Origin of the sequence: Pseudoalteromonas sp. THAF3 (assembly GCF_009363775.1) — a bacterium.
Classification (GTDB): Bacteria; Pseudomonadota; Gammaproteobacteria; order Enterobacterales; family Alteromonadaceae; genus Pseudoalteromonas; species Pseudoalteromonas ruthenica.
Genome location: NZ_CP045419.1, coordinates 328846 through 347858 on the forward strand (window position 1 = coordinate 328846; position 19013 = coordinate 347858).

Annotated in this window: 22 protein-coding genes; 21 read left to right on the forward strand and 1 reads right to left on the reverse strand. The window is 50.2% G+C overall.

Going from position 1 to position 19013, the window contains the following annotated elements; all coding sequences use genetic code 11:
• Window positions 1–224 precede the first annotated feature (224 nt).
• Complete coding sequence (locus FIU82_RS16595; RefSeq protein WP_022945175.1) at window positions 225–878, reverse strand: DUF6058 family natural product biosynthesis protein; 654 nt, start codon at window positions 876–878, stop codon at window positions 225–227.
• 170 nt (window positions 879–1048) lie between these two features.
• Here FIU82_RS16595 and dapA point away from each other — a divergent pair, with 170 nt between their 5' ends.
• From dapA to FIU82_RS16700, 21 genes are all read left to right on the forward strand, one after another.
• Window positions 1049–1966, forward strand: coding sequence for a 4-hydroxy-tetrahydrodipicolinate synthase (gene dapA, locus FIU82_RS16600; protein WP_152441663.1), 918 nt, complete (start codon window positions 1049–1051; stop codon window positions 1964–1966).
• A 190-nt stretch (window positions 1967–2156) separates the two neighbouring features.
• Complete coding sequence (locus FIU82_RS16605; protein WP_152441664.1) at window positions 2157–2858, forward strand: beta-ketoacyl synthase chain length factor; 702 nt, start codon at window positions 2157–2159, stop codon at window positions 2856–2858.
• Entirely contained in the window at window positions 2848–3618 is a 771-nt protein-coding gene (locus tag FIU82_RS16610; RefSeq protein ID WP_138508294.1) for a 1-acyl-sn-glycerol-3-phosphate acyltransferase, read from the forward strand. The genes FIU82_RS16605 and FIU82_RS16610 overlap by 11 nt, the downstream gene beginning before the upstream one ends.
• A complete protein-coding gene (locus FIU82_RS16615; protein ID WP_045979917.1) occupies window positions 3615–3878 on the forward strand; it encodes a phosphopantetheine-binding protein in 264 nt (87 codons plus the stop codon). Before FIU82_RS16610 ends, FIU82_RS16615 begins: the two co-directional genes overlap by 4 nt.
• Window positions 3879–3891: 13 nt before the next feature.
• Complete coding sequence (locus tag FIU82_RS16620) at window positions 3892–4137, forward strand: acyl carrier protein (protein ID WP_022945170.1); 246 nt, start codon at window positions 3892–3894, stop codon at window positions 4135–4137.
• 8 nt (window positions 4138–4145) lie between these two features.
• The gene (locus FIU82_RS16625) at window positions 4146–4715 is read left to right on the forward strand and encodes a hypothetical protein (protein WP_152441665.1); all 570 of its coding nucleotides are present in this window, start codon (window positions 4146–4148) and stop codon (window positions 4713–4715) included.
• Window positions 4699–6078 carry an AMP-binding protein gene (locus tag FIU82_RS16630; RefSeq protein WP_152441666.1) on the forward strand — a complete coding sequence of 460 codons (1380 nt, stop codon included), beginning with the start codon at window positions 4699–4701 and terminating at the stop codon, window positions 6076–6078. The genes FIU82_RS16625 and FIU82_RS16630 overlap by 17 nt, the downstream gene beginning before the upstream one ends.
• The gene (locus tag FIU82_RS16635; RefSeq protein ID WP_152441667.1) at window positions 6071–6430 is read left to right on the forward strand and encodes a thioester dehydrase; all 360 of its coding nucleotides are present in this window, start codon (window positions 6071–6073) and stop codon (window positions 6428–6430) included. The genes FIU82_RS16630 and FIU82_RS16635 overlap by 8 nt, the downstream gene beginning before the upstream one ends.
• Window positions 6427–7167, forward strand: a complete 741-nt coding sequence (locus FIU82_RS16640) for a glycosyltransferase family 2 protein (protein WP_152441668.1) — start codon at window positions 6427–6429, stop codon at window positions 7165–7167. The genes FIU82_RS16635 and FIU82_RS16640 overlap by 4 nt, the downstream gene beginning before the upstream one ends.
• The gene (locus FIU82_RS16645; RefSeq protein WP_152441669.1) at window positions 7164–8111 is read left to right on the forward strand and encodes an acyltransferase; all 948 of its coding nucleotides are present in this window, start codon (window positions 7164–7166) and stop codon (window positions 8109–8111) included. The genes FIU82_RS16640 and FIU82_RS16645 overlap by 4 nt, the downstream gene beginning before the upstream one ends.
• A gap of 3 nt (window positions 8112–8114) precedes the next feature.
• Window positions 8115–9659, forward strand: coding sequence for a histidine ammonia-lyase (gene hutH / locus FIU82_RS16650; protein ID WP_152441670.1), 1545 nt, complete (start codon window positions 8115–8117; stop codon window positions 9657–9659).
• Entirely contained in the window at window positions 9652–10080 is a 429-nt protein-coding gene (locus tag FIU82_RS16655) for a thioesterase family protein (RefSeq protein ID WP_152441671.1), read from the forward strand. The genes hutH and FIU82_RS16655 overlap by 8 nt, the downstream gene beginning before the upstream one ends.
• Window positions 10077–10601, forward strand: coding sequence for a hypothetical protein (locus tag FIU82_RS16660; RefSeq protein ID WP_152441672.1), 525 nt, complete (start codon window positions 10077–10079; stop codon window positions 10599–10601). Before FIU82_RS16655 ends, FIU82_RS16660 begins: the two co-directional genes overlap by 4 nt.
• Window positions 10598–12844, forward strand: a complete 2247-nt coding sequence (locus FIU82_RS16665; protein WP_152441673.1) for a hypothetical protein — start codon at window positions 10598–10600, stop codon at window positions 12842–12844. The genes FIU82_RS16660 and FIU82_RS16665 overlap by 4 nt, the downstream gene beginning before the upstream one ends.
• Window positions 12828–14078, forward strand: coding sequence for an NAD(P)/FAD-dependent oxidoreductase (locus FIU82_RS16670; RefSeq protein WP_152441674.1), 1251 nt, complete (start codon window positions 12828–12830; stop codon window positions 14076–14078). The genes FIU82_RS16665 and FIU82_RS16670 overlap by 17 nt, the downstream gene beginning before the upstream one ends.
• The gene (locus tag FIU82_RS16675; protein ID WP_152441675.1) at window positions 14078–14635 is read left to right on the forward strand and encodes a DUF3261 domain-containing protein; all 558 of its coding nucleotides are present in this window, start codon (window positions 14078–14080) and stop codon (window positions 14633–14635) included. Before FIU82_RS16670 ends, FIU82_RS16675 begins: the two co-directional genes overlap by 1 nt.
• Window positions 14632–15807 (forward strand): beta-ketoacyl-ACP synthase, encoded by a 1176-nt coding sequence (locus FIU82_RS16680; protein ID WP_152441676.1) that lies wholly within the window; start codon window positions 14632–14634, stop codon window positions 15805–15807. The genes FIU82_RS16675 and FIU82_RS16680 overlap by 4 nt, the downstream gene beginning before the upstream one ends.
• Window positions 15804–16265 carry a hotdog family protein gene (locus FIU82_RS16685; protein WP_130146902.1) on the forward strand — a complete coding sequence of 154 codons (462 nt, stop codon included), beginning with the start codon at window positions 15804–15806 and terminating at the stop codon, window positions 16263–16265. The genes FIU82_RS16680 and FIU82_RS16685 overlap by 4 nt, the downstream gene beginning before the upstream one ends.
• The gene (locus FIU82_RS16690) at window positions 16262–16987 is read left to right on the forward strand and encodes a 3-ketoacyl-ACP reductase FabG2 (RefSeq protein WP_022943861.1); all 726 of its coding nucleotides are present in this window, start codon (window positions 16262–16264) and stop codon (window positions 16985–16987) included. The genes FIU82_RS16685 and FIU82_RS16690 overlap by 4 nt, the downstream gene beginning before the upstream one ends.
• Window positions 16987–18207: a beta-ketoacyl-ACP synthase gene (locus FIU82_RS16695; protein WP_053909358.1), complete on the forward strand. Its 1221-nt coding sequence runs from the start codon at window positions 16987–16989 to the stop codon at window positions 18205–18207. Before FIU82_RS16690 ends, FIU82_RS16695 begins: the two co-directional genes overlap by 1 nt.
• Window positions 18204–19013, forward strand: a complete 810-nt coding sequence (locus FIU82_RS16700) for a MipA/OmpV family protein (protein ID WP_152441677.1) — start codon at window positions 18204–18206, stop codon at window positions 19011–19013. The genes FIU82_RS16695 and FIU82_RS16700 overlap by 4 nt, the downstream gene beginning before the upstream one ends.

Genomic DNA, 19013 nt, shown 5'->3' on the forward strand with positions numbered 1-19013 from the left:
TAATTCTCATTTGTTTGACGAGAATCTGTTTGACGTGTTTATTACAACGCGCAGGCCAGAAGCCATGCACAGTGATGTTTAGCATTGAAGAGCTGTTTTAGTAGAGGCGGGTGCGTTATTTTGCATCCTCATTAGCAAATAAACAGGGCTGAGCGCGCCAAGTTATTTAAAGGCGTACTGACCTGATGCTAATACTTGTAAGCACGTGATGTAGCACAGCCACTCTACATTTTTACTGATAAATCGTACTTCATGGTCAATTTATCCAGGTAGCGAGCACGCAAAGACTGGTCATATTCATGACTTGGCGGCTGAATCAACACTTTGGAAAACTGTTTCATAACAGGGTGTAACTGTTGACGTTGGGTTTTGTCGAGAGCGTGAACAGTAAGTCCCTCAGTAATAGTATCAATGCTATAACGCAATGCATCCATTTGCATGATTTCTTCTATTTGCCCATTACGAGTTTGTGTGCCGAATTGACCAGTGAGAAATTGCTGCCAAAGGTGGGTGAGGCGCTCGTCAAAGTCTTCGGTATAACTCTCATCAATGAATACGCCGTCTTGTTGCAAGTTTTGTAACGCCCCCTGCGCACGTTGAGCAAACAGAATAAATGCCGTGCTAGCACTTTCAATATCGGACTTTTGCAGCTGTCTGCCCCAATCTTGCATGGCTACGGGATAATACTGCCAAAATACTTGGCAGGGAAAGATCCCTTGGTAAGAGTGGCACTGAATACTGTTCTCAAGGCTATAGCTGGCCTGAGGAAATATGCGTAAGTGTTGCCAGTGTTGTAATTGTTCTTGCTCGATACCGAGCAGCTGACACAAAGACTCTTCGCGATAGTAGAACTGTTCAAGGTAGTCGAGTAGATGCATTGGTAAAACCAGTTAACTGTATATATGTACAGTTATTGTGGTTCAAATGCAATTCAGATGCAAGGCGTATAATTTGTTAGCATAAACACGTCTATCAGTCATAGACATCTGCCATTGCGGCGATGGATATGATTAAATGTTGCTATAAAAGAATAAATGAGATTATTTCTATGCGCTCAATGGAAAAAATACGCCAAGCTCGTGTGATCACGGCGATAAAGACGCCTTATACACAAACGGGTGAGGTATGCTTATCCACCTTTGATAAACTAGTTGAAAGACAAATCGCCGCTGGCGTTGATGGTATTGTGGTCGGCGGTACGACGGGTGAAGGTCAACTGATGAATTGGGAAGAGCACTTGATGCTTATTGCCCACAGTGTTTCGCAGTTTGCTGATAAGTTATTGATAGTCGGAAATACTGGCAGTAACAACACCCGCGAAGCGATTAAAGCAACCACCTATGGGTTCGCAACAGGGATGCATGCATCGTTGCAGATTAATCCTTATTATGGGCGTACCTCTGAGGCGGGGTTGAAGGAGCACTTTAACCGCCTTCTTGATATTGGCCCTGCCTTTATTTACAACGTCCCTGGGCGTACGGGTCAGGATCTGACTCCTGATATTATGACTCCGCTTGCCGAGCATAAAAACTTTGTCGGCGTCAAGGAGTGCGGTGGTAATGAACGTATTGCCGCCTACGAGCGCCAGGGCATTGCTTGCTGGTCAGGCAACGACGACGAAGCGCATGATGCAATCCATGAGTTTGACGCCCACGGTGTGATTTCAGTAACAACCAACCTGATACCTGAGTTATTTTGTGATTTGATGCGCACACCACAACCGCAGCGCAATGAGGAGCTTAAGCCGCTCATGCAGTGGCTGTTTTGCGAACCCAACCCGGTTGCTATCAATACCGCGTTGGCGATGACCGCAGCGGTTAAACCGGTGTTTAGACTTCCATATGTGCCACTGAGCGAGCAGCAGCAAGCCCAAGGTAAGGCGCTCATGGCGCAATTGCAACGCGGTGAGCTAGTTGGCGACGCGCAGCCGGAAATGATAGATAAACAAGCCGTCGTCTATATCTAAAGCAACCACGCCCAAAGTTAGAGTGCGCGTTGCGCACTCGCCATTCACTTCTTTGTCGATAACCTGCAATAGCTGGGGCACTGCTTGGACATTCCACTCCCTTAACCTGCAGTTAATTAGTGCTACATTTTTTGCTATTTAAATAACAATCCAGTACTATTTGCGCCCTTGTGGAAAACGGACTTTAGCGATGAAGTGTGCTGTTGAAAAGTTAGCGATGTATGTGCCGCCGACGGCGCAGGTCAAAGACCCAGTAATGACAGACGTTATTGCTTCTTTGGCAACAATTAACAGCGACATTGATGTCTGCTGGGTGAAGCCGATGCAGCGCCGGCGTCTGAGCTTATTTGCGAAAATGGCGCTTAGCTGTGCCAACATGGTCAATACAGATGCACACGCAATGCCTGTTGTGTTCTCCTCGCGTCACGGCGATTTACACAAAACGTCTGACTTACTCGAGCAATTAGTTGAGCAGCAGCCATTATCGCCAACTCAATTTGGTCTTTCCGTACATAATGCAGTTTCCGGTTTGTTATCAATTCTAACAAACAATACCGCTGCAGTAAGTGCGATTGCAGGTGGTCTGAGCACTTTCTCAAGTGCGCTCATCGAAGCTTACTTGCAGTTACACAGTGGTGATACTGAGCGTGTTTTACTTCTTCATGTGGATAGGGCACTCCCTGACATATACGCGCAATACGCTGACGAAGAACAGGTGGATCATTGTGTTGCCCTAGTACTGAAAAAAAATATCAATGGGCATGGCTATGACCTTCAAGAGTTGCTTGATGCTCAACCAGAACCGTCTTTATCGGCGTTACGGTTTGCGCACGCCGCAATCCACAATCAGTCGATAGATATAGGAAAGTGGCGTTGGCATTATGCTCGGTAAACTGAACTATTGTTGGCGTGTGCTAGGCACTGGTTTTTGTTTCAGTGTCTTTGGTCTTGGCGGTGTCGTGCTCAGTGTATTGGTCTTCCCGTTGCAGCGTGTGTGTTATCAAGACCCACATGTGCGTCAAGCTCGGGCTCGAAAAGTGGTGCATTATAGCTTTCGCTTCTTCGTGGCATTGATGGATACCTTGGGCGTTATTGGTTTTCACGTGTATGACAAACAGGTGCTGAAAACGCTAAAAGGGGAGTTGGTGTTGGCCAATCACCCCAGCCTAATTGACGTAGTGGTGCTGATATCTGCCATTCCCAATGCTGATTGTGTTGTTAAAGCCCACTTATTTAAAAACCCGTTTATGCGTGGCGTGATAAAAAGCACTGGCTATATAAGTAATGCCGACCCACAAGGTCTGCTCGAAGATTGTGAGCGCTCTTTAGCACAAGGTAATAATCTCATTATATTTCCGGAAGGTACGCGCTCTCACGGTGGCAGACTGAACCGTTTTAAGCGTGGAGCGGCAAATATTGCTTTACGAGCACAATGTCCGATAAGGGCGGTGTTAATTACAATGCAGCCGAGCACCTTAACCAAAGGGGTGCCTTGGTATCGAGTGGCGCCCGTGAAAGCGCACATGCATCTGCAAGTTGCCAAAGAGCAGCCGCAGCCATGGCTGCAAGATGAACAACCGGTAAGTGTGCAGTCGCGCGCGCTGACTCGGTATTTGCAAACCTATTTTCATAACCAAGTAGAAAAATTATGAATGAGTTAAAACTACAACTAAAACAACTAATTATAAACAGTTTAGACCTGGAAGATGTCAGCGTTGATGACATTGATGACAGCGAACCTTTGTTTGTTGACGGCCTTGGTCTAGATAGCATCGATGCTTTAGAACTCGGCTTGGCGATTAAAAAAGAGTTTAATGTGAAAATTGATGCCAATTCAGAGCAAACCAAAGCGCATTTTGCCTCAATTAATGCGCTCGCCGAGTTTATCGAACAATCCCGCAACAACGCCTAAGAGTGAAGAAGACATGAAAACCGCTGCTGAAATTTACGACGTATTACGTGGCATTTTAGAAAACGACTTTGAAATTGAAGCCGATGATATCTCCATGCAAGCCAGCTTGTATGAAGATCTCGATCTCGATAGCATTGATGCCGTCGACTTAGTCGTGAAGCTGCGTGAAATCACCGGTAAAAAGATCGAACCTGAAGCCTTTAAGCAGGTACGCACGGTATCGGATGTGGTTGACGAAGTACATAAACTAGTCGCTTAAGGCACCTCATGCTCAAAGCAATTATTAACACGCTGCTGTCTATTTGTTTGCTGGCTTACCCTGTATTGGTGTATCTCGGTTTATCCCAAGGATATAGTCAACAAATCATGTGGCTGTTATTGGCTTTGCTTATTATTCGTGCCGCTTTGAGCTTGCGTATTCAAGTGCTGGGTGGCTGGCTATTACCCACTTCCGTGGCAGGCGTTATTTTAGTGGCCAGTGCCTTAGTGAGCGCACAGCCTCAGCGACTGCAATGGTATCCGGTGATTGTTAATCTTGTTATGGCGGCAGCGTTCGCTTATACACTGGTGCATAAACCCAGCATGATAGAGCGCTTTGCAAGACTGCGCGAGCCACAATTAAGCGACCAAGGCGTGCGTTATACCTATCGAGTGACGCAAATATGGTCCGTTTTCTTTGTGCTCAATGCGGCTCTTGCTGCCTACACCGTGCTACTAGAAGATATGGTGCTTTGGACTGTGTACAATGGCTTAGTCGCCTATATAGCGATGGGCATTTTGGGTGGCGGTGAGTTTGCTTATAGAATGTGGTTAAAGAGCAATGGACAGCTTAAATAAATTAATCGACCTATTGGCGCCAAATTGTGCCAGTGACGAGAACGCCTTCATCGCTGCTGATACACTGATTAAGCGTATCAATGCGTTTAGCGCACATTATAAAAAGCTAGATATGAGTACAGCGGTGGTGCTGTATCACAGCGACAGCGTTGAATTCTTTATCCGCCTCATGGCGTTAGCACAAACCCCCATAGACATTATCTTACCGCCTAATGCGCAACCGCAGACCCTGGTGAGAATGCGTGAGTTAAGCGCATTTTTTTGCGGCGAACACAGTGCAGCCTCTGAAGGCGGGTTTAGCTATATCGATGAGGCGCTCGACGATACGTCCAGCTCATCATTGGCCGAACAGCGCAATGACAATATCTATTGGCCGAATGATAAAATAAGCGGTCGGTTGATCTTCTTTACCTCAGGAAGCAGCGGCCCCGCGAAAGCCATATACAAAACCTGGACAGCGATAAATCGCGAGCTCAACACACTCGAGCAAACCTTTATGGCTCGCCTTGCTGCTGACTCACCACGGTTTGTGGCTATGGTTTCCCATCAGCATATTTACGGTCTACTTTTTAAAGTATTGTGGCCCGCCCGTTTCGGCCATTGCTGGCACGGACCAATGTTCCACTATCCTGAGCACCTAGCGCAGTATATTGATTCTCAAGCGCCTAACAACTGGGTGCTGATTGCCTCCCCAGCGCAGTATTCGCGGTTAGTGCAAGATAATGTCCTCGGTGGCAAGCGCAGCAATCTCGCACTGCTATTTTCTTCCGGTGGACCGCTAGAGGACAGCGATGCAACACAATTGTATCAGCAGTTCGAGCGCGCCATAATCCAAGTGTATGGCAGCACAGAAACCGGTGGCATTGCTTATCGCCAAGTCAGCACCAGCTGCGCTGTACCTTGGCAGCCGTTCCCAGGTGTTACCTTGGTGCGTCACAACGGACAATTAACACTAAAATCGCCATTGTTAGACGAGCCAATGCGCTTAGATGACAAAGTTCAGCTGTTAAGCAACGGCGAGTTTATGCTTTTAGGGCGCGCCGACCGCACTGTTAAAGTGGCGGAAAAGCGGGTGAACTTGGTGGGTATGGAGGCCCGGCTAATAGCTCACCCCTGGGTCAAGCATGCGGCCATTATGCAGCTAAGTACGGGCCGCCTTGGCGCGCTTGTGGTGCTCACTCGCGAGGGCCTACATCAGTTCGAACAATGTCCGCGTAAACATATTAGCCAAACCCTAAAAGTGCACCTTGGTCAAGAATTTGAAGCGGTCTGTTTGCCGCGTAAATGGCGCTATCTACAAAGCTTACCTTACAACTCACAAGGCAAATTAGTGCCCAGTGAACTGGAGTCGTATTTTGACTGATTTTAAAGTCACTCACCCCGATATTGTTGGCGTTGATGAGCAAGCGGATGAGGTATTGCTAACCTTATCGCTTGCGCCCCAGCTTGATTACTTTAAGGGCCACTTTCCCGATGCGCCGATTTTGGCCGGGGTGGTGCAACTGGATTGGGCCATCCACTATGGACGCAAATATTTTGGCTACCAAAATGCGGTTGAAAATGTCGAAGTCCTCAAGTTTCAGGTGGTCATGACCCCAGGGCTGGAAGTGACCTTAGCGCTTGAGAAAAAAAGCGAGCATAAGTTCACTTTTCGGTATTATTCGCACAAAGGCCAGCATGCCAGCGGTCGTATTGTGTTTGCGAGTGACGCATGAAACTGTGCATTGTGATCCCCAACTATAACCATACGCAGGTGATTGCCGATGTCATTGCTGAACTTGCGCCTATGGGCCTAGATATTGTGATGGTGGATGATGGCAGTGCAGTTTCAGCACAGCGTTATTTGCAGCAGTTAAGCGAGCGTTTTGATTGTTTACATTTACTTAGGCACCAGGTTAATGGTGGCAAAGGCGCGGCGGTGCAAACTGGGCTGCGCTGGGCCTATGCTCAAGGGTACACTCATGCCTTGCAAGTAGACGCCGATGGTCAACATTGTTTGGCTGATATGCAAAAGCTTATCGCTAAAGCCAAGGCTCACCCCCATTGCCTTATCAGCGGTCGTCCGGTGTATGATGAGTCGGTGCCCAAGCATCGCTATTTAAGTCGCTATATCACCCACTTTTGGGTGTGGGTGGAAACACTAAGCCTGTCGATTAAAGACTCCATGTGTGGCTTTCGTGTTTATCCACTGGCCCCGTGTATCGCCTTGTTTGATAGCCGTGCCTTGGGGACGCGTATGGACTTTGATATTGAGGTCATGGTGCGTCTGTATTGGCGAGGTGTTCCTTCGCTGTTTATCGATACCCAGGTGATCTATCCAGAGCAGGGCGTGTCACACTTTCAGCCGTTGCACGATAATCTCAAAATTAGCTGGCTGCATACGCGATTATTTTTCGCCATGCTGCCTCGGCTACCTAAGTTATTGCTGCGCAAACCCAGGGTAGACTCATGAGCCATACACATTGGTCGAAAATGCAGGAACGCGGCAGTTACTGGGGCATGCAGTTTTTATTGGCGGTCTATAAGCTCTTTGGTCGCAAGGTGCTGTGGGTGTTTCTTTTTCCTGTGGTGTTTTACTTTTACCTTACCGGGGGCAAGGCGCGCGCAGCCGCAAAGCAGTACTGGCAGAATTTACATGATTACAACAGCACTCAGCCACCGTGGCGTTTTAGCACCGGGCTGAAACATTTTTGTACCTTTGCCGATAGTGCCTTTGATAAAATAGATGCTTGGCTGGGTCGCATTAGCCCAGCGCAAATCAATTACCGTAATCAGCATTTGTTTGATGATTTAGTGGCGCATAAGCAAGGGGCTATTTTTATTGGCTCCCACCTGGGAAACTTGGAGGTGTGCCGGGCGTTAGGTATGCGCCATAGTCACTGCGTAATCAATGTGTTGGTGTTTACCCATCATGCAGTGGAGTTTAACCGCACCTTGCAACGCATTAACCCCAATGTCTCAGTTAACCTTATCCAGGTAAGTGAACTCGGCCCGGACTTGGCAATTTTACTGAAAACCAAGGTTGAGCAGGGGGAGTTTGTGGTTATCGTCGGTGATCGAACCAGCACCACGGCAATCGGGCGCGTACAATACTGCCCATTTTTAGGCCGCTCCGCGCCGTTCGCGCAAGGGCCTTTTATTTTAGCTGCGCTACTGGAGTGCCCCATTTATTGGCTATTTTGCATGCGCAACGGACGCAGCTTTGATGTGCACTTTAACAAATACAGCGACGGCTTGTCGTTACCGCGCAAGAGCAGGCAACAGGCGCTGGAGAAAATAATCCAAGATTACGTGCAGGAGCTAGAGACTGTTGTGCAGCAGTACCCTTACCAATGGTTTAATTTTTTTGATTTTTGGCAGCGTGATGAGCACAGCGCGCGCCACAAGGAGAGCTAATTCGTGTCTAGCCGTCAAACGATTCATTTCGGCGAAAAGCCGTTGCGCATTGAAGATATTGTCGCCTTTGCCCATGCTTCAGTGAATGCAGAGATAAGCACCTCAGCGCATCTGCAGCGCAAGATTGATGCAGGGGTTGCGTTTTTAGATCAACTCTTAGAAAAAGAGGGCGTCATTTACGGGGTGACCACAGGCTATGGCGACTCGGTGACTGTAGATATTCCTCTTGATTTGGTCAAAGAGCTGCCGCTGCATTTAACCCGCTTTCATGGCTGCGGCTTAGGCGCACACTTCAGTGCTGCGCAAACGCGGGCGATTCTCGCGACCCGTTTAGCATCACTGACGCAAGGCTACTCAGGTGTTAGCTGGGAGCTGTTGCACTTACTGCGCGATATGATTAACCACGACATTTTACCGCTTATCCCGCAAGAGGGGTCGGTGGGGGCCAGTGGCGATTTAACGCCTTTGTCTTACGTGGCCGGTGCTTTAGTTGGTGAGCGTGAGGTACGCTTTAACGAGCAAGTGATGAGCGCCCAAGAGGCATTTGCACAAAGCGGCTTAACGGCGATTACGCTACGTCCTAAAGAAGGCTTAGCGATGATGAATGGCACAGCGGTGATGACCGCAGTGGCCTGCCTTGCCTTTGAGCGTGCCAGTTATGCCGTAAAGTTAGCCACTCGTATCACCGCCTTGAGCTCTATCGCCCTCAAAGGCAATAGCCATCACTTTGATGAGATTCTGTTCTCGGTGAAACCGCACAGCGGCCAACAGCAAGTGGCAAAGTGGATCCGAGACGACCTTAACCACTATAGCCACCCCCGCAATGCCGACCGCTTGCAAGATAGATACTCTATTCGCTGCGCACCGCATATTATTGGCGTATTGGCCGATAGCTTGCCGTGGTTCCGACAATTTATTGAAAATGAGCTGAACTCCGCGAACGATAACCCCATTATCGATGGTGAAGGGGAGCATGTGCTGCACGGCGGGCATTTCTATGGCGGCCATATCGCCATGGCCATGGACAGCATGAAAAATGCGGTGGCTAATTTAGCCGATCTTGCCGACCGGCAAATAGCGTCCTTGGTGGACACCCGTTATAACAACGGCTTGCCCAGTAACCTGAGTGATGCCCAACAGCAGCGCCGCTATATTAACCACGGCTTTAAAGCGGTGCAGATCGGCGCATCGGCGTTTACCGCCGAGGCGTTGAAGTTAACCATGCCGGCAAGTGTTTTTTCCCGCTCCACCGAATGTCACAATCAGGATAAGGTGAGTATGGGCACCATCGCCGCTAGAGATTGTCTGCGGGTGTTGGAGTTGACCGAGCAAGTATTAGCATGCACGCTGTTGGCGGCCGTGCAAGGTCTGCGGCTGCGTATTCAGCGCGGCGAGTTGCAACAAAGTGCGCTCAGCGAAGACATAACGAGCATGTATCAAGACATCAGTGGTTATTTTGCTAATCTCGAAGAAGACCGGCCACTGGAGAGCACCCTGCGGCAAACCGTCGAGTACATTCAAAACCAGCGTTGGACCCTTTATGAATAAAAAAAATACGCTATTGAGCGCAGCCGTTGATATTGAGATCCCATTTCACGATTGCGACCCAATGCAAATTGTTTGGCATGGTAATTATGCCCGCTACCTTGAGGTCGCGCGTTGTGAGTTGTTGCGCAAGTTCGATTACGACTATTTGCAAATGCGCGATTCTGGTTATGATTGGCCTATTGTCGATATGCGTATTAAGTACGTAGGCTCGGCCTCTTTTACGCAGCGCATTCGTGTCGAGGCTTACCTAAAAGAATATGAAACACGGCTGAAGATTGACTACGTGATCTTCGACAGTGCCTCGAATAAGCGCCTCACGAAGGCCTATACCGTGCAAGTGGCGGTCGATAGAGCCACCCAAGAGATGCAATTTGTGTCACCACGCATTATCAGTGACAAGCTAGCGCAGGTGTTATCGTGAGTAAGTGGCTCTCGGTGTTGATGATGCTGTGCTCCTTTATGGCTGTGGCGCAGCAAGGGCAGTTTGAGCAACATAAGCACTTCGCTGGCTTTGATAACGCTTTTGTCAGCACCGGCAGTTATCGTCTCACGGCGCAGCAACTTTGGTGGCACACCCAAACGCCGATAGAAAATGAACTGCGTATCAATAGTGAGGGGGTGTTCGAGCGCCAAGATGAAGATCAATTTGTTAAACAGGCGCAAAGTGGTGCTTATAGCTCTTTATTACAGGCACTATTACAGCAGGACCCGCAGCAACTGGCGCAGTTTTTTATTAGTGAGCCTGCGCCCCGGCCCGAGCGGATTGCCGCCAAGCCTTGGTCATGCCTTAAACTGTTGGCGCAGAGCCAAGAGTTAAAAAGCCTGTTCACGCATCTTATCAGCTGCCAAGACAACCAACAGCAGGTGCGTTTTATTGGCTTGTATGAGCGAAAAGGCACTCGCACTGAAATCATCCTTACCCCTAATGGAGCGACGCAGTGAGCAGCTGGGCAAGGTCTGTAGGCATCATACTTTGGCCCACCTTCCTGCTGCTTTGCACAGTAGCGGTGTGGACACTGAAAGAAGTGCGTATCAGTGCTGATATGGTGGCCTTATTGGAGCGCCAGCCCACCCAAGCCCTCGATGCGCAGTTTTATAGCGCGCAACAGCAGCTATCAAGTACGGCGCAAAACCAGTTGGTGTTTTCCTTCAGTGGCAAAACGGCGGTCAATGCTTATCATGAGCTGGCGCAGCAACTGCAACAACACCCGTCGCTTAAGGTTAAGGTGCAACCGACACTTAAGCGTATCACCGAGTTCTACCAGCCTTATCGTGGCGCGCTCATGAGCGAGGGCTATCAACAAGCGCTGCGCTCACCCACGGCCTTTAGTCACTATGCTCAGCGGCAATTATCGCAAACTGCCTCACCTTGGTTATCAAGCAGTATCAGTGACGACCCATCCTTAGCAACCTTTAGCTTTTTAGACACCTTTGCAACAGGTCAGCAATTAGGGCTCGTCGATGGTAAGTTACAATGGCGTCAAGGAGATAAGCCTCCCGTTTGGCTGCTGGTCAGTGAGGTGACGACGACAGCAACAATATGGCAAAACAATGCCCTGGCAGCGGAGCTTGTCAGCGCGGTTCGTACGCTTCGCCAAGGCCACCCAGAAACCGAGATTGAATACTCTGGAGTGCTATTTCATAACAGTGAAAACGCCGAGCAAGCGCAATGGGAGATGAATCGCTTTGGCTTGGCGAGCCTGGTGTTACTCGCTGTTTTTGTATTGCTCGCCATACGCGGCGTTTGGCCACTGTGGGTGAGTTTATTAACCGTAAGCAGTGCAGTGCTCGCAGGCGCGCTAGCGCTTTTATTGCTGCGCCAACAACTGCATGTATTGAGTTTAGTGTTCGCCACGACGTTAATTGGTGTCGCCATCGATTACGCGCTGCATGCGCTGAGCGACAGAGCCAAAAAAAGCAATAGCTACAGCGTAGCACTGAAACGCGGGTTATTGCTGGCTCTTGGCTCGACAGCACTCGGCTACGCCTGCTTTTTCACCGCGCCGATGAGCTTATTGCAAGATGTCGCTATTTTTATTGTTGCTGGATTGTGCGGCGCTTGGTTTTTCGTGCGCTTTGTGGTGATCCGCGCCCAGCGACCTACGCAATTACGCCCCTTGGCACTGAGTACTGCTGATTGCGCATTAACCTTGTTTGCTCGACTGCGCCGGCGCAAAGGTGCCATCGTTTTGACTCTTGCGGGCGTGAGTGGCCTGTTGCTGAGTGTGCAATGGCCACAAGTCAACGATTCTATCGCCAGCTTTAATGCAAGCTCAGCGCAGCTTATGCAAGCGCAAAAGCGCCATCACTTGTACTTAAATGGTGATGGGCCAACGTTTCAGGTGCTAGTGCGAGGCGAAAGCATCGAGCAGTTATTAATAAACGAAGAGCGCGTGCGCAGTTTTGTGCAACTGCATCAAGGGCGATTTCAGGGTCTCAGCGTGGCCCTGCCTAGCCAGCAAAGCCAACAACAGGCTTTAACTCTTTATCGCCAGGCGCAGCAGCAGGGCCGGTTTAGCTTTTTGGCGCAATTACGCGGCGCTGCGTTACCAGCGGATGCCAATACCCTGTTGAGCTATGAGCAGTTTGCTCAAGGGCCATTGGCCTATGTATTTCTTGCGCCTATCAAACAAGGCCCATATTTTTATTCATTGAGCACCGTCAGCGCGCTTGAACATGCCTCGCTGAGCGGTTATCTGGCAGAGTTTGAAGATATGCAGTTGGTGGATGTGCCCGGCCAGCTGAGCGCCATGTTAGCGCACTTTCATCACAGTATTCATTGGACTTTAGCGCTCGCAGTCCTGGCCATAGCCATTGTATTTATAGCGTTTTTTGGCCTGCGCAAAGGGGCTGCCATGGTTGCTTGGTTGGCGCTCAGCGCGTTGCTGGTGGTAACCCTTATTGCGGTCGTTATGCCCCTGTCGGTATTTCATACCTTGGGGCTTATCCTAGTGTTAGCGTTAGCTGTTGATTATTTTATTTTTTATCAGCAATCAGGGCGCCAGCCGACCACCTTTGTTGCCATTAGCCTGTCAGCGTTGTCGTCCTTGGCGGTATTCGCGATGTTAGTGTTTTCGAATACCCCCGCTATCAGCCAATTTGGTGCTGCCGTGCTGATCGGGCTTATTGTTGTTTACTGGGTAGCGCCACTAAGTATTGAGAATAAAAATGATAAATCAGACTGAACAGACGGACGTTGTGGTCATCGGTGCTGGTCCCTCTGGGGCGTTAGTCAGTGCCTTATTGCGCCAGCGTGGTTGGCACGTGGTGGTGCTTGAAGGTCAGCATTTTCCGCGCTTTTCCATTGGCGAGAGCCTACTGCCGCAATGCATGGCCTACCTTAGCGAAGCCGGCATGGACGAGGTCGTGGACAAGCATGCCGAAGAGCTGGGTTTTCAGTTTAAAAATGGCGCCGCGTTTCATTATCAAGGAGCTGATACCGCTATCGACTTTACCGACAAGTTCTCTGCAGGGCGTGGCACTACTTATCAAGTCAAACGTGCAGCGTTTGACAAGTTGCTCGCCGATACCGCCCAGGCCCAGGGGGTGGAGATTCGCTACGGCCATCGAGTTGAAGCGCTGCAAGAACATGATGAGCATATCGAACTGTCCGTGGCCAGCGAACAGCAACGCTATCGGCTGCAAGCGCGATTTGTGCTCGACGCCAGTGGTTTTGGCCGGGTGTTGCCGCGCTTACTTGACCTAGAGCGCCGCTCTAGTTTGCCCACAAGAACGGCCTATTTCTGTCATATCAACGACCATATCAGCGCCGCAAATTTTGATAGAAACAAGATCTTAATTTCCGTGCACCCGCAGCATCGCGACATCTGGTATTGGCTTATCCCTTTTGCCGATGGTAGCGCCAGCTTAGGAGTGGTGGGTGAGCCCGAGTACTTTGATGAGGCCCTCAGTGGGCAACAAAACTTATGGCGCCTGGTAGGCCAGGAGCCGAATCTAGCAGCGTTGCTTGATTCGGCGCAGGCAATCACTGATACCCAGCGCTTAGGCGGCTATTCTGCGGATGTCAATCGCTTGTATGGCAAGCGCTATGCGTTATTGGGGAATGCTGGGGAGTTTCTTGATCCGGTGTTTTCATCCGGGGTGACGATTGCGTTGAAATCGGCGTCATTGGCAGCGCCGGTTGTCGATGGCTTTTTGCGTGGCGAAAAAGTGGATTTTGACAAAGATTTCGCCCAACCACTTAAACAAGGGGTAGAGTGCTTTAAAACCTTTGTCCTCGCTTGGTACGATGGCCGCTTTCAGGATGTTATTTTTTACCCACAGCAGCGCAGTGATGTGCGGCGTATGATCAGCGCCATTTTGGCAGGCTATGCATGGGATGAAAGTAATCCCTATGTGGCACAAAGTGAGCGTCGTCTTGATGTGCTAGCGACCCTGTGTAACATGGAAGCTCAATAATGCGGGCTGTATGGATAATTATTGTCACCGTGTTATCGGCTTGTACTACGGTGCCAGAGCGCAACGCCAACAGCGTTGACTTGGCCGCTGGGGTGAGCTTCGATATGGGTGTTGCCCCGCCGTCATTACATCAGCAACAGTGGCAAAAAAAGCTGACTTTTTCTCGGGCTGATCGCAGTGCTACACTACTGAGCCAACTGGCCGTCAATCAAAATGGTGAGCTGCGCTTAGTGTTAACCTCGGGGGCAGGTATCCCGCTGTTGTCCATGGCCTATAGTGATGATGAGAAAATCAGCGTGAGCACTCAGCTAGCCACGCTGCCGATTGACCCAGAGTACATTTTGGCCGATGTACAGTTGGTGCATTGGCCGATGCAGCAACTCAAGGGGCAGTTAAGGGGGGCGCAAATACAGGAATTCCAGCGCGGCGCGACCCGAGTGAGGGAAATTAAACGTGCACACACGCTATTACTGCGCATAGAGTACCAAGGCGCCACAACAACGTTAACTAATTATATGCACCAATACCAAATTATATTTACCGAGGTGGGGTTATGAACGCCTGGTTAAACGACCTCGCGCTTGTCAGCGCATTAGGAGCGGATACCAGCGCCCATCTCGATGCCCTGAGCGGCGAACAGCGCAGCGGTTTGGCTCAAGTCGCTGGGCTAGATAATGAGGGCATGACCCCCTATTTAGGTCAGGTCGCTAATTTGCCCCTTGATAGCACCGGGCGCAATAACGCCATGATTGACCTTGCTTTGGCGCAATTAACTAATACCTTAGATAAGCTGCGCAGCCGCGTAGCAGCGCATCGTATTGCCGTAATCATCGGCACCAGCACCGCTGATATTTATGATGGTGAGCGTGCTCGAGCACAGCAAGCCCGCCATGGTAGTTGGCCGAAGCATTATCACTACCACCAGCAATCATTGGATGCCCCCGCGCAGTATATTCGCAACAAGCTTGCCTTACAGGGGCCATGCTACAGTATTTCTACCGCCTGTAGTTCTAGCAGTAAAGCACTGAGCAGCGCCAAAGCAATGTTACAAGCAGGGCTGGCCGATGCGGTCATTTGTGGCGGCGCAGACAGTTTATGCCAATTGACCGTCAATGGCTTTAAAGCACTGGCATCGACCAGCGCCGGGATTTGCCAGCCTTTTGCTCAGCAGCGTGATGGCATTAATATTGGCGAAGGTGTGGGCTTATTCATTATGACTCGCTCAGCGGATTTTGGCTCAGCGCGCTGTGCGTTATTAGGCTGTGGCAGTAGCTCCGATGCGTACCATATGTCTGCACCCGAGCCGCAAGGCAAAGGTGCCATAGCGGCAATGCACCAGGCGCTGGCCGAGGCGGCTTTGACAGCCACAGATATTGATTACATCAACGCCCACGGTACTGCAACGGTAAAAAATGATGCCATGGAAGCACGGGCCATTGCCGATGTCATCGGCGCGCAAACGCCGGTGAGCTCCTCGAAGCATCTTACCGGCCATACCTTGGGTGCTGCCGGCGCAATAGAGGCTGGATTATGTTGGCTGCTGATAGAGCAGCAACGTTTAGGGAAGACCCTAACGCTGCCATATCATAGCGGCTATGCCCTTGATGCCTCCTTGGCGACGATTAATCTTGTACAACAACCCACCCGGGAACGGCCGAAAACATGTATGAGTAACTCTTTTGCTTTTGGCGGCAATAACGCCAGTATCATTATTGGAGAAATAGCGTGACCAACAACCATCGACCTATAAGCGAATTGCTGGCGCATCGCCCTCCCATGGTGTTGATTGATGAGCTGATTTCGTTTGATAGTGACAGCGCCCATTGCCAAGTGACCATTACCCCAGACAGTGCTTTTTACCAGCGTGATATCAATGGGGTGCAAAGTTATATCGGCAGCGAATATATGGCGCAGAGTATCGCCGCCTACGCTGGAGCTCACGATTGTCAGCACCAGCGTGGTGTTAAAATTGGCTTCTTATTAGGCAGTCGAAAAATTCGCTGTTTAAAGCCTGTCTTTAAGCTTGGCAGCACACTGGATATTTATGTCACGCAAGTGGTGCAGGACGAGTCCGGGCTCAGTGTTTTCGACTGCGCCATTGAATGCGATAACGAGCGTTATCTCGAAGCCAAAATTAATGTATTTCAGCCTGCCGACCCGATGAAGTTTATTAAGGAAAACCAATGAGTAGAGCGATTTTAGTCACCGGTTCAAGCCGAGGTATAGGCAAGGCCATCGCGCTGGCCCTTGCCGAGCAAGGGTTTGACATCATCTTGCATTGTCGCACCCAGCGTGAGCAAGCTCAAAAAGTCAGTGAGCAAATCCAAGCTATGGGCCGCAGTGCGCGAGTCCTGTGCTTTGATGTCACTGATAGAGACTCAGCACGCCAAAGCATAGAGCAAGATATTGCCGAACATGGTGCTTATTACGGTGTGGTGTGTAACGCTGGAGTCACGCGCGACACCGCCTTTCCGGCGATGACCGACGATGAATGGGACACGGTTATTAGCACTGGCTTAGATGGTTTTTATAATGTTGTCCGCCCGGCGGTCATGCCAATGGTCAGTGCCCGTCAGGGTGGACGTATTATTACGCTGGCTTCGGTATCGGGCATTGCTGGCAATCGCGGCCAAGTGAATTACAGTGCCGCCAAAGCAGGGATCATCGGTGCTACAAAAGCATTAGCGCTGGAATTGGCAAAACGTAAAATCACCGTCAACTGTGTCGCTCCCGGGTTGATCGCCACGGAAATGACCGAGCAGCTCGATACCAAGGAGCTATTAAAACATGTGCCGATGCGGCGTATGGGCAATGTTGAAGAGGTCGCGGCAACGGTGTCATTTTTAGCCTCTGATCCGGCGGCGTACATTACCCGCCAAGTTATTTCAGTCAATGGTGGGTTAGTGTAATGAAACGGGTTGTGGTTACAGGGATGTCTTGTATTACGGCACTAGGGGATGACTGGCCGAGCCTGCGCAGTGCGCTAGAGAAGGGCGACAACGCCGTTAAAGTGATGGAGCAATGGCAAGATGTAGCTGATTTGAATACCAAATTAGCGGCGCCGGTGACGCACTTTCAGCGCCCTAGCCACTATAAACGTAAGATGGTGCGCTCTATGGGCCGTGTTGCCCTAATGGCCACGGTGGCCACCGAGCGGGCATTGGCGCAATCAGGCTTGCTTGAGCACCCGGCGCTTACCAATGGCGATACTGGCATTGCTTATGGTTCGTCAACTGGCTCAACGCCGCCGCTTATTGCCTTCGCTGATATGATGAAGTCGGGGCAGATGAGTGGCGTGACGGCAACTAGCTATATTCAGATGATGGCCCATACGGCGCCCGTTAATATTGGCGTGTTCTTTGGTATCAAAGGCCGGGTGATCACCACCAGCTCCGCCTGTACCTCGGGCTCACAGGGCATTGGCTATGCCTATGAGGCCATTAAGTTCGGTCGACAAAAAGCCATGGTTGCCGGTGGCGCCGAAGAGCTCTGTGTGACCGAAGCCGCCGTATTCGATACCTTATACGCCACCAGTTGTCGTAATGACGCACCTAAGCATACGCCTCGGCCGTTTGATAAAGACCGCGATGGGCTAGTGATAGGTGAGGGTGCGGGAACACTGATTTTAGAAGAGTACGAGCACGCCAAAGCACGTGGTGCGACGATTTATGCGGAAATCGTCGGTTTTGGTTGTAATTCCGATGGTGAGCATGTGACCCAGCCGACCAGCGATACCATGCAAACGGCAATTACTATGGCCCTTGATGATGCCCAGCTTAATGGCGAACAAATAGGCTATGTTAACGCTCACGGCACATCCACCGATCGCGGTGACATTGCCGAATCTCATGCCACCTTTAATGCCCTTGGCCGTAAGCCCATTAGCTCGCTCAAAAGCTACCTGGGTCACACGTTAGGCGCGTGTGGAGCCATCGAGGCGTGGGCCAGTATCGAAATGATGCGTGAGGGGTGGTTTGCGCCTACCGTTAACCTTGAGAGTGTTGACCCACAGTGTGCACAGCTGGATTATCTGCGCCAGCCAACCAAATTACAGTGTGACTATGTCATGAGTAATAACTTTGCGTTTGGTGGCATTAACACATCCCTGATTTTTAAGCGCATGCCATGAGCCTGATAACGCGGTGCTTTGCGTTTATTTTAGCGCTGTACAGCGCTTCGAGTGTTAGTGCAGAGCTTGAGCTTGGGGCGGGGGTATTTCATGCTGATATTCCGCTTTATATCGGTGCCCGTGAGTCAAAAAGCTACACGTTGCCAGTGCCTTATGTGCGCTATCGCTCTGAACGCTTAAACCTTGATAGGCGCAGCGCCACCGGTTACTTATGGCAGCATAATAACTGGCATTTGGATATCTCTGCCACCGCTGGAATTGCAGTAGACAGCGGTGAGAGTAAAGCCCGCGATGGCATGGATGATTTGGACTGGGTGTTCGAGTTGGGCCCAGCATTGGATTATTATGTCGTCGGCCACTATAACCAACCTAGTTACTTTAAGCTTGGCGTGTTTACTCGTAAGGCACTGGCGACGGATTTCACCCGCATTGATGATATTGGCTTTAAGGCAGGACCTTATGTCCAGTGGCGGCAGCGGTTGTGGCAACAAGGAGCGCAAAGCATCACGTTAACCAGCCGTTTCGCAATTAATTATGCCAGTTCACAATACGCCGACTACTTTTATGCAGTGCCAACGGCGGCCGCTAATTCACTGCGCAGCGAATACACTAGTGGTAACGGATATGGCGGTGAAGAAGTGTCTATGGGGCTAAGTTATGACTCAAAGCGCTGGTGGTTTGGCGGGTTTGTAAAGTATTATCGCATCAAGGATGCGAAGTGGCGTGATAGCCCACTGGTGGAGCGTAACCACAGTGTTGCCTTTGGCTTTGGGTTGGCATGGAAGTTCTATAACAACAGAGGATAA

Bases quoted from the DNA above. Each gene is read 5' to 3' on its own strand.
- FIU82_RS16620 (WP_022945170.1), top strand. From the start codon at position 3,892: ATGAAAACCGCTGCTGAAATTTACGACGTATTACGTGGCATTTTAGAA.
- dapA (WP_152441663.1), top strand. From the start codon at position 1,049: ATGCGCTCAATGGAAAAAATACGCCAAGCTCGTGTGATCACGGCGATA.
- FIU82_RS16690 (WP_022943861.1), top strand. From the start codon at position 16,262: ATGAGTAGAGCGATTTTAGTCACCGGTTCAAGCCGAGGTATAGGCAAG.
- FIU82_RS16680 (WP_152441676.1), top strand. From the start codon at position 14,632: ATGAACGCCTGGTTAAACGACCTCGCGCTTGTCAGCGCATTAGGAGCG.
- FIU82_RS16605 (WP_152441664.1), top strand. From the start codon at position 2,157: ATGAAGTGTGCTGTTGAAAAGTTAGCGATGTATGTGCCGCCGACGGCG.
- FIU82_RS16645 (WP_152441669.1), top strand. From the start codon at position 7,164: ATGAGCCATACACATTGGTCGAAAATGCAGGAACGCGGCAGTTACTGG.
- FIU82_RS16625 (WP_152441665.1), top strand. From the start codon at position 4,146: ATGCTCAAAGCAATTATTAACACGCTGCTGTCTATTTGTTTGCTGGCT.
- FIU82_RS16700 (WP_152441677.1), top strand. From the start codon at position 18,204: ATGAGCCTGATAACGCGGTGCTTTGCGTTTATTTTAGCGCTGTACAGC.
- FIU82_RS16615 (WP_045979917.1), top strand. From the start codon at position 3,615: ATGAATGAGTTAAAACTACAACTAAAACAACTAATTATAAACAGTTTA.
- FIU82_RS16595 (WP_022945175.1), bottom strand. From the start codon at position 878: ATGCATCTACTCGACTACCTTGAACAGTTCTACTATCGCGAAGAGTCT.
- FIU82_RS16640 (WP_152441668.1), top strand. From the start codon at position 6,427: ATGAAACTGTGCATTGTGATCCCCAACTATAACCATACGCAGGTGATT.
- FIU82_RS16670 (WP_152441674.1), top strand. From the start codon at position 12,828: ATGATAAATCAGACTGAACAGACGGACGTTGTGGTCATCGGTGCTGGT.
- FIU82_RS16610 (WP_138508294.1), top strand. From the start codon at position 2,848: ATGCTCGGTAAACTGAACTATTGTTGGCGTGTGCTAGGCACTGGTTTT.
- FIU82_RS16655 (WP_152441671.1), top strand. From the start codon at position 9,652: ATGAATAAAAAAAATACGCTATTGAGCGCAGCCGTTGATATTGAGATC.
- FIU82_RS16630 (WP_152441666.1), top strand. From the start codon at position 4,699: ATGGACAGCTTAAATAAATTAATCGACCTATTGGCGCCAAATTGTGCC.
- FIU82_RS16675 (WP_152441675.1), top strand. From the start codon at position 14,078: ATGCGGGCTGTATGGATAATTATTGTCACCGTGTTATCGGCTTGTACT.
- FIU82_RS16695 (WP_053909358.1), top strand. From the start codon at position 16,987: ATGAAACGGGTTGTGGTTACAGGGATGTCTTGTATTACGGCACTAGGG.